At 43.3% G+C, this 12758-nt stretch carries 13 protein-coding genes and 1 tRNA gene; all 14 read left to right on the top strand.

Annotation, left to right across the window (positions count from 1 at the left end; all coding sequences use genetic code 11):
- Nucleotides 1-194: 194 nt before the first annotated feature.
- The 14 genes from secDF to nuoK all read left to right on the top strand — a co-directional run bounded on the left by secDF (nucleotide 195) and on the right by nuoK (nucleotide 12756).
- The gene (secDF, locus tag B4G81_RS00755; RefSeq protein ID WP_294079037.1) at nucleotides 195-3134 is read left to right on the top strand and encodes a protein translocase subunit SecDF; all 2940 of its coding nucleotides are present in this window, start codon (nucleotides 195-197) and stop codon (nucleotides 3132-3134) included.
- Between the two features lie 13 nt (nucleotides 3135-3147).
- Nucleotides 3148-3220: transfer RNA gene (locus B4G81_RS00750), tRNA-Thr, on the top strand.
- Nucleotides 3221-3324: 104 nt separating this feature from the next.
- Entirely contained in the window at nucleotides 3325-4836 is a 1512-nt protein-coding gene (gene atpD / locus B4G81_RS00745) for a F0F1 ATP synthase subunit beta (protein WP_294079031.1), read from the top strand.
- A gap of 60 nt (nucleotides 4837-4896) precedes the next feature.
- Nucleotides 4897-5145, top strand: a complete 249-nt coding sequence (atpC, locus tag B4G81_RS00740; RefSeq protein ID WP_294079029.1) for an ATP synthase F1 subunit epsilon — start codon at nucleotides 4897-4899, stop codon at nucleotides 5143-5145.
- A gap of 38 nt (nucleotides 5146-5183) precedes the next feature.
- On the top strand, nucleotides 5184-5573 hold the full coding sequence (locus B4G81_RS00735) for a hypothetical protein (protein ID WP_294079023.1): 390 nt from the start codon (nucleotides 5184-5186) through the stop codon (nucleotides 5571-5573).
- On the top strand, nucleotides 5570-6670 hold the full coding sequence (atpB, locus tag B4G81_RS00730; protein ID WP_294079021.1) for a F0F1 ATP synthase subunit A: 1101 nt from the start codon (nucleotides 5570-5572) through the stop codon (nucleotides 6668-6670). The genes B4G81_RS00735 and atpB overlap by 4 nt, the downstream gene beginning before the upstream one ends.
- A gap of 238 nt (nucleotides 6671-6908) precedes the next feature.
- Entirely contained in the window at nucleotides 6909-7295 is a 387-nt protein-coding gene (locus tag B4G81_RS00725) for a hypothetical protein (protein WP_294079018.1), read from the top strand.
- A gap of 154 nt (nucleotides 7296-7449) precedes the next feature.
- A complete protein-coding gene (locus B4G81_RS00720; protein WP_294079016.1) occupies nucleotides 7450-7803 on the top strand; it encodes an NADH-quinone oxidoreductase subunit A in 354 nt (117 codons plus the stop codon).
- Entirely contained in the window at nucleotides 7794-8429 is a 636-nt protein-coding gene (locus tag B4G81_RS00715) for an NADH-quinone oxidoreductase subunit B (protein WP_294079013.1), read from the top strand. Before B4G81_RS00720 ends, B4G81_RS00715 begins: the two co-directional genes overlap by 10 nt.
- A 119-nt stretch (nucleotides 8430-8548) precedes the next feature.
- Nucleotides 8549-10180, top strand: a complete 1632-nt coding sequence (locus tag B4G81_RS00710) for an NADH-quinone oxidoreductase subunit C (protein ID WP_294079011.1) — start codon at nucleotides 8549-8551, stop codon at nucleotides 10178-10180.
- Nucleotides 10181-10210: 30 nt separating this feature from the next.
- Nucleotides 10211-11332 carry an NADH-quinone oxidoreductase subunit NuoH gene (gene nuoH, locus B4G81_RS00705; RefSeq protein ID WP_294079008.1) on the top strand — a complete coding sequence of 374 codons (1122 nt, stop codon included), beginning with the start codon at nucleotides 10211-10213 and terminating at the stop codon, nucleotides 11330-11332.
- Between the two features lie 52 nt (nucleotides 11333-11384).
- Nucleotides 11385-11858 (top strand): 4Fe-4S binding protein, encoded by a 474-nt coding sequence (locus tag B4G81_RS00700; protein WP_294079005.1) that lies wholly within the window; start codon nucleotides 11385-11387, stop codon nucleotides 11856-11858.
- A 4-nt stretch (nucleotides 11859-11862) separates the two neighbouring features.
- Complete coding sequence (locus B4G81_RS00695) at nucleotides 11863-12408, top strand: NADH-quinone oxidoreductase subunit J (RefSeq protein WP_294079002.1); 546 nt, start codon at nucleotides 11863-11865, stop codon at nucleotides 12406-12408.
- 3 nt (nucleotides 12409-12411) lie between these two features.
- Nucleotides 12412-12756 carry an NADH-quinone oxidoreductase subunit NuoK gene (gene nuoK, locus B4G81_RS00690; protein ID WP_294079000.1) on the top strand — a complete coding sequence of 115 codons (345 nt, stop codon included), beginning with the start codon at nucleotides 12412-12414 and terminating at the stop codon, nucleotides 12754-12756.
- The last annotated feature ends 2 nt before the right edge of the window (nucleotides 12757-12758 follow it).

Here is a 12758-nt window from a genome sequence, read left to right as displayed (position 1 = left end):
TTTCTTGGATCACCGGATAATTTCCAACAAAAATTATCCGGTGATATTGTTCTTAAAAAGATAAAAATAACGTATATTTGCACGCTCAAAATAGGAAGGCATCAATCATGCCTTTATTTTTACATATTTACGGGGTTAGTAACATGGAAAGAACGTAATTGAAAATAAAATAGTAAACAAAAAGTAATATTGAAATGCAAAACAAAGGATTCATTAAAGTTTTCAGTATTATCCTGACACTTATTAGTTTGTTTTACCTCTCTTTTACTGTAGTAGGTAGGCAATACAACAAGAAAGCGGATCAATACGCCAATGGAGACTTAGCTCTGAAGAATCAGTATCTTGATTCCCTCTCGACCGAGAAAGTATATTTGAACTATACACTCAAACAGGTCAGGGCGAAGGAAATCGGACTGGGACTTGACCTGAAAGGGGGAATGAACGTTGTCCTCGAAATTGATGCGGCACAGGTTATTTCCTCATTAGCCAATACCGATGATCCACAATTTAATCAGGCATTAAAAGAGTCTATTGCTCAGAATCGCAGGGGCAGTTCGGCCGATTTCATCACACTATTCCGTCAAAACTACGAAAGAATAGCTCCGGAAGGAAAACTGGCCAATATATACAGCATCACTATGGGTGACAGGGTACGTCCGACTGCCTCCAATGATGAGGTGATCACCATATTGCGTCATGAACTGACCAGTGTAGCCAACAATTCATTTAACGTATTGGCTACCCGTATCGACCGTTTCGGGGTAGTAGCACCCAATATCCAAAAGTTAGATCGTGCAGAGCGTATCCTTGTTGAACTCCCCGGAATCACAGAACCGGAACGCGTCCGTAACCTATTACAGGGAAGTGCCAATCTCGAATTCTGGAAAACATACAACGTAAGCGAACTGGGGGTTTATTTCAACGAGATGAATGCCAGGTCTAGCGAGTACGTTATGGCACAGAGGACAGCCCAAGCCACTACGACCACTTCTACCGACGTAGAAGAAGAAACTATTGCTACTGATTCTCTCACTCAGGCTGATTCACTTTCATTGCCACTTTTGGAAGAGGAAGGTAAAAAAATCGTTATCAATAAAAACTTTACAGAGTATTTCAATGAGCCTTACTTTGCCATGGGTGGAGCCGGAGGCCCTATAGTAGGAACCGTATCTAAGCTTGATACTGCCGAAGTTAATTTCCTGCTGAACAGATACAAAGATATATTCCCTGCTGATGTAAGGTTTAAATGGGGATTCAAAGCTATAGATAATCGTGAGACCTACTTCCAGTTGTTCGCCCTCAAAGGTGACGGCAGTAAGCGCGGTCCGGCATTGGATGGCGACGTAGTAACAAATGCCCGAGCCGACCAAGGACAAAGAGGATCGGCATGGGAAGTGAGCATGACAATGAACTCAACCGGTGCCAGCCGTTGGGCAACCATTACCGGTGCAGAAATTGGTAAATCCATCGCCATCGTATTGGACGGATATGTTTATTCTGCTCCTACCGTCAATGGACGGATTGACGGCGGGCGCTCCCAAATCACCGGTAATTTCACACCACAGGAAGCCCAGGACCTGGAAAACGTGCTTAAGTCGGGTAAAATGCAAGCCGGCGTACGCATCGTCCAGGAAGACATTGTTGGTCCCTCTCTGGGACAGGAAGCCATCCGTGACGGATTTATATCTTTTGTAATAGCATTAGTGGTGCTTTTTATTTTCACTTGTATGCTCTATGGTGTCATACCGGGCACGGTGATCAACGGAGCCCTGCTCCTCAACTTTTTCTTCACCTTGGGAGCACTTGCGGCATTCCAGGCGGTGCTCACCCTTCCCGGTATTGCCGGTATGATCCTGTCGCTCGCCATGGCGGTCGACGCGAATGTGCTTATCAATGAGCGTATCAAAGAAGAACTGGCGGCAGGGAAAACAATTAAACGGGCGTTAGAAGATGGGTATAAGAATGCGTTCTCAGCTATCTTCGACTCTAACCTCACCACAATCATCACCGGTATCATCCTTGCGATTTTTGGTGTAGGAGCTATCAGAGGATTTGCCATTACACTTATTATAGGTATTGCCATTTCATTCCTTACCGCTGTGTTCATTACCCGTATGGTATATGAAACCCAATTGGGAAAAGATAAATGGTTGCATCTCACCTTCAATACGGGATTCTCAAAAGCAATATTTAAAGAATATAAATTCGATTTTCTTCGTAATAGTAAGAATGTACTTATCGCAATCGGTGTCTTCGTGGTGATCAGTGTAGTCTCACTCTTTACATTGGGCTTGAACTCTGGAATTGACTTTACAGGAGGACGTAATTATATTGTCCGTTTCGACCAACCTGTGCGTGTGGGTGATATAGAAAATGCCCTCAGCCCCTATCTGAATGAATCAGTGCAGGCTATCACCATCGGTTCAAGCAATCAGGTACGTATTTCCACCAATTACATGATTGAAGAGGAAGGCTCCGGAGTGGAAGAGCAACTGAGGGATCTGCTGGGACAAGGGCTGAAAGAATTCATAACCCCGGGAAAAACGATTGACGACCATATACAGAGTTCCCAGAAAGTAGGACCAAGCATTGCGGAAGATATGATAAGGAATGCATTCCTGGCACTCTTCATTGCATTGATTTGTATGGGTATCTATATCCTTTCCCGCTTCCGCAACTGGGGTTTCTCAGTAGGTACAGTGGCTGCACTGGCTGTAGATGCCTTTGCCGTAATAGGATTGTATTCACTGCTTTGGAAGGTAATGCCTTTCTCCATGGAGATGGATCAGACATTCGTAGCAGCAATCCTCACCATTGTAGGTTACTCCATCAATGACAAAGTGGTAGTGTTCGATCGTGTACGTGAATACAGGCAACTTTATCCCAAACGGGGACTACGGGAGCTTTTCAACGATTCTATGAACGCAACGTTAGCACGTACTATTAACACCGGTTTAAGTACTATACTTGTGATCATCTGTATTCTTATATTTGGGGGTGATGCGGTGAGAAGTTTCGTTTTCGCCATGCTTATCGGCGTGGTAGTAGGAACCATTACCAGTTTATTTGTAGCTGCACCTGTCGCCTATAAAATGATGATTAACCAGCAAAATAAAAAGAAATTAGATAAGTAATAATGCATGGCAGGCCACAATAGCTCAGTTGGTAGAGTAACGCATTCGTAACGCGTCGGTCGCGAGTTCAAGTCTCGCTTGTGGCTCTTTTTAGCGATTGTGCAAATAAAATTAAAATTATTTGTACAATCGCTTTATTTTGTACCTTTGTAAAAAGCGTGCATATATTGATCAATAAATACATACAATTATGTCAATATTAAATGGACATATCTCTCAAATCATCGGTCCGGTAGTGGATGTACGTTTTGATCTTTCCCAAGCGGAAGAAGCAAAACTACCTGCTATCGACGATGCCCTTCTCGTGAAACGATTGGATGGACAGAATATCTTCCTGGAAGTACAACATCATATCGGTGAAAATATTGTTCGCACCGTGGCAATGGAAAGTACCGACGGGCTCAGCCGAGGTCTGGAGGTGGAAGCATTGGGACGTCCTATCAGTGTTCCCATAGGGGAACAGATAAAAGGTAGATTGCTCAATGTGGTGGGTGCCTCAATCGATGGATTGTCGAAGCTAAGTCGCGAGAATCAATACCCCATCCATCGCCCGGCTCCCAAATTCGAAGATCTTGTCACTTCAGAAGAGATACTTTTTACGGGGATCAAAGTGATTGACCTGTTACAACCCTATCTGAAAGGTGGAAAAATCGGACTCTTTGGAGGAGCAGGCGTTGGAAAGACCGTTGTGATCATGGAACTGATTAATAATATTGCCAAAGGACATAACGGTTATTCCGTCTTTGCCGGTGTAGGCGAACGTACCCGTGAAGGGAATGACCTGTTGCGTGAAATGATCGATTCCGGCGTTATCCGATATGGAGATGAATTCAGGAAAGGAATGGAAGAAGGCAAATGGGATTTGAGTAAAGTCGATTACGAAGAAGTGAAAAAATCCCAGACAACACTTGTCTTCGGCCAGATGAACGAGCCTCCCGGCGCCCGCGCATCGGTTGCCCTTACCGGATTGGCCGTAGCCGAATCGTTCCGTGATATGGGAGGTGAAGGCAGTGATACTCTCCTCTTTATAGACAATATCTTCCGATTCGTGCAAGCGGGATCAGAAGTCTCCGCCTTGCTTGGACGTATGCCCTCAGCAGTAGGATATCAGCCTACATTAGCTTCGGAAATGGGTATGCTGCAGGAACGGATTGCTTCTACCAAATATGGGTCCATCACTTCCATTCAAGCCGTGTATGTACCGGCCGACGATCTTACCGACCCGGCACCGGCCACCACATTCAGTTATCTCGATGCCACCACCGTTCTTAGCCGTAAGATTGCCTCACTGGGTATCTATCCAGCGGTAGACCCGCTGGAGTCCTCATCACGTATACTTGATCCGCATATTGTAGGCGAAGATCATTATAATACCGCGATGCAAGTAATACAAATACTGCAACGATATAAGGAATTACAGGATATTATCTCCATACTGGGGATGGAGGAACTCTCAGATGAAGATCGCCTCACGGTAAACCGGGCTCGTAAAGTACAACGTTTTCTCTCTCAACCATTCTTTATGGCCGAACAATATACAGGTGAACCCGGAGTGATGGTTTCCATTGAAGATACCATCAAAGGATTTAAAATGATTCTCGACGGAAGCCTCGATCGTTATCCGGAGTCGGCATTCATGAATGTGGGAACCATCGAACAAGCTATCGAAAAAGGCGATAAGCTAATGGAAGCTAGCAGGTAAACTGATGTGATAATTTACTGATTAATCGGCAACTAGTAATCAATGAATTAATTAAAAAAGATGACACTGGAAATTCTTACACCTGAGTCTGTTTATTATAAAGGAGACGCTGAGTCTGTCACTCTACCGGGAGTTTTGGGTTCATTCCAGATACTGAACAACCATGCTCCCATTATTTCATCGCTGACCAAAGGAGTGCTCTCTTTCAGGTCAAACGGTGAGACCCGGCAGATCGAAATAACGGACGGGTTAATAGAAATGCATAATAATAAAGTGTCGATTTGCGTGGATGAGATCCGTGGAATATGAAAAAACTCACCATATATTTCCTCATTGTGCACACGACAATGTTGTTCATCACAGGATTCGGATTGTGGTTCATCCTGCATGAATTCTTTCCGGAATTGATGATCGACTATTACTTTGTTATTCCACTCTTTTTCTATATAATGGGTGTCATTTTTATTTTCCGATTCAGGCGTACTCCCATCGATGAACCCAAGAAAATGGTCAACCTCTATATGCTTATACGTATGATCAAGATATTCTTGTCATTTGTGATCATACTTATATATTGGTTCTTGGACAGACAGCATATTCGTAATTTTGCCGTTATTTTTATCATTTTCTATCTTATCAACCTGATTTGGGAAACATATATCTATATGAGGATGGAACTCTATTTTAAGTATAAGGATAAACAACAAAAAAATCCGAAAAAGTCTATTGAGCAATGAAACGAGTCATATATATTTCAGGCCTTTTTCTAGCGCTCCTTTTTATGGGAGGTTCTCCCGTAGTGGCGGAAAATCAAGACAATGCCAAAGAGGAATTGAATGCCAAAGAGCTTATTATCGAACATCTGGCCGACTCTTATGAGTGGCAGATTGTGAGTAACGGGACTAAACAAGTAGCTCTCCCTCTTCCGGTGATTCTTCATAGTAAAACCTCAGGATGGCACTTGTTTACATCGTCACATTTTCACCATGGAGCAAGTTCTTATAAAGGATTTGAAATTGCATCTGAAGGCAAATACAAAGGTAAAATAGTAGAAACGGATGTCAATGGGAATATCTCCCGGCCACTCGACTTTTCGCTCACAAAAAATGCAGCTTCCCTGCTCTTCGCATCTTTGCTGGTCATCCTGATTATCATGGGTGTAGCACGTTTGCTGAAACGTGACCCGATGAAACCCAGGAAAGGGTTTCCCGGAATGATAGAAATGCTCGTACTCTCTATCAATGACGATGTCATTAAACCCTCAATCGGAAAAGATGCTCCGCGATATGCCCCTTATCTGCTGACAGTTTTTTTCTTTATTTTCACGAACAATCTGTTGGGATTAATTCCTATCTTCCCGGGGGGTGCCAACGTAACGGGCAACATAGCCATCACACTCGTACTTGCGGTCATCACATTCCTGATCGTCAATTTAACAGGAACAAAAGAATATTATAAAGAAATATTCTGGCCTGATGTGCCTACCTGGCTTAAGGTTCCTCTTCCACTGATGCCGGTTGTGGAGATAGTAGGAACACTCACCAAGCCTTTTGCTTTAATGATCCGTCTTTTTGCTAATATGATGGCGGGGCACTCTATCGTATTAGGATTGACAATGCTTATTTTTATTACTGCCAGCCTTGGCTTCGCTATCAATGCCTCCATGACGGCCTTATCGGTCATATTCACCGTATTCATCGATCTTGTGGAACTATTGATTGCATACATCCAAGCCTATGTATTTACACTCCTTTCAGCTGTTTTCATTGGCCTGGCGCGAATAGAATCCCATTCCGAAAAAAAGAATGTGATCGAAACAGGACAGGCAGCATAAAAAATCCCCCTGCCCAAGGGCTTTTTTTGTAATTTAGCAATAAGGGCTTGTGAAGTCAAATATATTCATTACATTTGCACGCAAATTCAGAAGGGGTTTTATATTCAAATTTTGACGCCATTAATTTTTAATGCAACCCTTAGAGATTATTAAAAAGGTTTCTTGTTATAGAATGAAACGGTTTCTTGTTTATTTGTTTTGCTTTTCTATTATTTTACAGTCAATTATCGGACAATTTATGTTCATTGATAATTCGACGGACACTTTCTACACCTCCATTCCTTCCTTGTTATCCGGAAAAAAAAGAACAGACGTACTTTCCCATACCGCAAGCTTGGCAAAACCGGAGCACAATTGTTCTGACAATACGAACAATGCAAATGCCAACCTTCCGAAATTCGTACGTGATTCGTTTGCGGAACATCTTTTTTCACCATCCAATTGTCCTGAAGCAGGACTCACTTTAATTTTTTTCTCTTGCCTGTTCCTTGGTCACTGTTTCGATCTGTTTGCCATAGAAGAGAAAATCAACAATATTGTACATTTTTATTCTTCCTTTTTTAAAAACATCCAGATAGGACTCCCTTCTACCAAGATCATATATCCCTATCACAATTTCTATTAATACCTATCGCTAAAAACACGGCTAAGAAGTATTATATCAATTTTTGCTGAATTGATTATACTGCATAAAAGAGGCATATAACTTGTGTTTCTATGAGAATGTATTAGATTTTCCACCACCGGATCGTTATAATTCACATTAAAATAATATATCAATGGATAATTTATCACTGTTCGTGATAGTGCTGTTGGCGGGTATTACGCTGGTTACAGTAGGTATAACTGCTGCCCGGCTCCTATCACCTAAGTCCATCAACTTTCAGAAAGGAGAACCCTATGAGTGCGGGCTCCCCACGCATGGTACATCCTGGATGCAATTCAGGGTGGGATATTACCTTTATGCTATTCTTTTTCTGATGTTCGATGTGGAAACGATTTTCCTCTTTCCATGGTCAACGGTAGTTAGAGATATTGGCATGGCTGGATTGGTCAATATCCTGATTTTTGTGGTAATACTGGGCTTAGGGCTTGCCTATGCCTGGAAAAAAGGAGTTTTAAAATGGACGTAAAGGATATAAAAATTAAAGGTCTTCCTGCAGAAGAGTTCAAAGATAACGACACTCTGCAATCATATATCGACCAACTGAGAGCTGGTGGTACTCCTCTGGTGCTGGGCAAACTCGACGAAGTAGTCAACTGGGGACGATCCAATTCATTATGGCCGCTGGCTTTTGCCACTAGTTGCTGCGGCATTGAGTTTATGGCAGCGGCTGCTGCCCACTATGACCTGGCCCGGTTTGGGATGGAAGTGACACGTAACAGTCCGCGGCAAGCTGACCTGATGGTGGTGGCAGGTACCATTGTCAATAAAATGGCTCCACTCTTACGCAGGGTATACGACCAGATGGCGGAACCGAAATATGTGGTGGCAATGGGAGCCTGTGCGATATCGGGCGGCCCCTTTGTGAACTCCTACCATGTTGTCAGCGGAGTGGACAAGATCATCCCCGTAGATGTATATGTACCCGGTTGTCCTCCGCGTCCCGAATCACTTTTTTATGGTTTGCTTCAATTACAACGCAAAGTGAAAGTCGAAAATTTTTTCGAACAAAGGCATATTGTACGGCCCTACAATCCGGAAACACTCACAGACCCCGATACAGGAGAAACCATTGACCCGGGGACCGGAGGATGATGTGATGATCCCGATAAATCGGGACAACTTGTCCCGACATTTGGGAAGTAGTGATGATTCGGTAATCTGATAATTTACTGATTTCATTTCCAATTTCCATTTTTCAATTTTCAAAACAAATGAGAGATATTCAACAATTTATATCGAAAACAGTAAGTGACGCGGTGATTGAACAGAAACAGAAATTTACCGTCACGGTCGCTCCTGAACAGGCATATTCCCTGATCAAAGCGCTTCATGATAACGAAGAACTGCCTTTCGATTATCTTATCAGCCTTACGGGGATGGATTGGGAAGATAAGCTGGGAGTAATCTATCTCCTCTCCTCTTCCGGAGACCTAAGCAAAGAAATTGTGGTCATCACGGCAACAGAAGATCGGGATAATCCGCTTCTCTATTCGGTGACCGATATATACGAAACTGCCCATCTCAACGAACGGGAAGCATATGCTATGTTCGGCATCCGCTTCATTAACAACCCCGATATGCGTCGCTTCCTGTTATCCGACGACTGGAAAGGATTTCCTCTCAGGAAAGACTACGATGGTAACCCGGGACTGAATCCTATTACCATCGTAAATAAAGAAATCGTGGACATCGCTCCCCGTATCATGGAAGATGCCAAAGGGAATTTAATAGAAAGTACGGTTAAAGTATTTGAAGATGATGATTATATCGTCAATATAGGGCCCCAGCATCCTTCCACTCACGGGGTAATGCATTTTAGAACCGCACTCAACGGCGAAATTGTCAAGAAAATCGATGTCAAGAGCGGATATATCCACCGGGGTATTGAAAAACTGTGTGAAAGCCTCACCTATCCCCAGATACTGCATTTTACCGATCGGCTGGATTACCTCTCGGCCAATATTAACCGCCATGCACTCTGCATGTGTGTAGAAAAAGCAGTTGGTATTGAGGTGCCACCACGGGCTGAATATATCCGTGTGATTATGGATGAACTGAACCGCATCAGTTCCCACCTGCTGGCATTCGCCGCACACTGCAACGATCTGGGAGCTACCACCGCCTTTATTTACGGGATGCGGGAACGGGAACATATCCTCGACATTTTTGACAAAACCTGCGGTGGAAGACTGATTATCAATCAGGACGTGATAGGAGGAGTAATGTTCGATATCTATACCGACTTTCAGAAAGATGTAAAAGCATTTATCCCCTATATGCGAGATAAGTTGAAAGAATATGACGATTTCTTTTCACATAACCCGATTGTACTCAGGCGTATGATTGGCGTAGGCAACCTAAGTTTCACCGACGCCGTCAGTTATGGTGTGACAGGACCTGCCGGTCGAGGATCAGGATGGTCGTGTGATGTACGCAAATACAAACCCTATTCACTTTACGACCGGATAGAATTCAAGGAAGTGATCCGTACCGAAGGCGACTCCTATGCCCGTTATCTGAACCGACTAGATGAAATAGAGGTGTCGTTACAAATCATCGAACAACTCATCGACAATATACCTGAAGGGAACATAGTAGGAACAGTAAAACCGGTACTGCGATTACCCGAAGGACAATATTTTCAGAGTGTGGAGACCGGCAAGGGTGAATTCGGTGTCTTCATAGAGAGCAAAGGTGATAAACATCCATACAGGGTAAAATTCCGGTCTCCCTCCCTATCCGCCGTTTCAGTGATGCCTCTGATCTGTAAGAATGAATTACTCTCCGACTTCATCGGTATCGGCGGATCCATGGATTATGTGATACCCGATATAGACCGATAAGTAGCAAGAAAAATAAATAGTTGTAATCGTATGAACTACAAACAGCCATTAGAACTGAACGGATTGCTCTTGCAACTCGATTTATTCCTCAGGGGTAATCTGCCGCCGTTTTGGGCATCATTGATTGAAGGCTTACTGATCCTTATTGCAGTATTGGCTGCCTATGCGGTAATTGCCTTAATCCTGATTTATGCAGAACGAAAAGTAACCGCTTTTTTTCAGGCGCGATTAGGTCCCAACCGCGTGGGTAAATATGGTTTTATCCAGAGTATAGCCGATATGATCAAAATCTTGATCAAAGAGATTATCCATATCAACAGGGTGGACAGATTCCTGTTTTATGCTGCCCCTTTCTTTGTAATATGCGCTTCGGTAATGGCCTTTGGTGCCATACCGTTCGGACAGGGATTACAGGCGGTCGATTTTAACATTGGAATCGTTTACGTATTGGCCGTCTCTTCGCTGGGAATCATCGGCGTACTCCTGGCCGGATGGTCGAGTAACAATAAATATTCGATGATCGGAGCGATGAGAAGTGGCGCCCAGTTTATCAGCTATGAACTGTCGGCTGCATTTGCACTGATGACAATAGTGGTGATGACCGGCACAATGCAGTTATCAGAAATTGTAGAAAACCAGCGTTATGCCTGGAATATTTTTAACGGGCATATACCGGCTATTGTCGCCTTCGTAATCTACCTGATCTCCGGACATGCGGAAACTAACCGGGCTCCGTTCGACCTGCCCGAAGCCGAAGGCGAGCTCACAGCCGGATACCATACCGAATATTCTGGTATGCAGTTCGGTTTCTATTATCTGGCAGAATACCTCAATATGTTCATTATCGCCGCCATCGCCACAACCGTCTTTCTGGGCGGATGGATGCCTATCCAGATAAAAGGGATGGACGCTTTCAATCAGATCATGTGGTACATCCCTTCTTATGTATGGTTTATCGGTAAGACGGCCGTACTGGTATTTATCAGCCTATGGGTACGTTGGTCATTTCCGCGCTTGCGTATTGATCTGTTACTTAATTTGGAATGGAAGTATCTCCTCCCTATTAATCTGGTAAACATTCTGATAATGGTACTAATCGTACTGGCCGGATGGACGCTGACCGATCTGTTTCCCATTCTGTTCGGAAATTGACAGTGGACAATTGGCAACAACTCATAATTGGTAATTGGTAATTTAAAAAAAGATGCAATCATTTTCAAAATATATTTCCGGGATTTTCACGTCACTTCGGTCGCTTCTGAAAGGGATGGGCGTTACATGGAAAGAGTTCTGGACAAAAAAAGTGACTATGGAATATCCCGAAAACAGGGAAACATTGGTCATCTCCGACCGTTGGCGATCAGAACTGATCATGCCGCACGACGAAAACAATGAACACGCTTGTACCGCCTGCGGCATTTGCATGATGAATTGCCCCAATGGCACTATCAAGGTGATATCTGCTTCTATTGAGACGGAAGAGGGTAAAAAGAAAAAAATATTGGATAAACATATCTGGGATTACGGAAGTTGTACCTATTGTAACCTCTGCGTCATCACCTGTCCCTCGAATGCTATCATCTTCAATAATGACTTTGAGGGCGCCGTATTCGACAGGAATAAATTGGTACATCAACTAAATAAGCCGGGCTCCAAATTAAGAGATAAGAAAAAGTAAAACTATGTTAGAACAAATTATTTTCTCGATTTTGGCCATTGCGATAGCGCTGTTTTCGGTACTGGCCGTCACAAGCAAACGAATCATCCGTTCGGCAATCTACCTGCTGTTCGTCCTCTTGGCTACAGCCGGATTATTCCTGATGCTCAACTACCATTTCCTCTTTGCCGTACAGGTTACAGTGTACGCGGGTGGTATTATGGTATTGTTCATTATGGCAATATTCCTTACCCACAAGCCGGGAAAAATTGTTGAACGGAGAACAAATTTAAAAATAATTTCTTCGATATTACTTTCTGGCGGCGGACTCATTTTGTGTGGATATATCATCCTCCGGAATGTTACCCGAGTCTACAATTACCTGAAAATAAATGAGATAAACATGCAAGATATAGGTCGTGCGATGATGGGAACCGAAAAATACCAGTTCCTGCTGCCCTTTGAAGCAATAAGCTTATTATTGCTGGCATGTATCATCGGCGCCATCATGATTGCAAGAAAAGAAAAGAATATCGAAACAAACGACAATAAAGATTTAGATCATAAATAAAATATGGGAGAATTAATAGTAAATACATCAGGGGGGGCACCAATCCCCTTAACGGCATACCTGATCGTAAGCCTGATTATGTTTTTTGCCGGGATTTACGGTTTCTTTACCCGTAAGAACCTGATTCTGATCCTGATTTCCATTGAGTTGATTCTGAATTCGGTCGACATCAATTTCGCCGCATTCAACCGCTACCTGTTCCCCGACCGGATGGAAGGCCTGTTTTATGCGTTGTTCGTCATTGCCATTTCAGCCTGTGAAACAGCAGTAGCCATCGCCATCGTTATCAACGTCTACCGGAAATTTGGCAATACGGAGGTCGATAATATACAACAAATGAAGAATTAATG

Origin of the sequence: Proteiniphilum sp. UBA5384, assembly GCF_002410825.1 — a bacterium.
Taxonomy (GTDB): Bacteria; Bacteroidota; Bacteroidia; order Bacteroidales; family Dysgonomonadaceae; genus Proteiniphilum.
The sequence above is the reverse complement of the archived record's forward strand: the minus strand, read 5'-3'. Positions and strand labels throughout refer to the sequence as shown.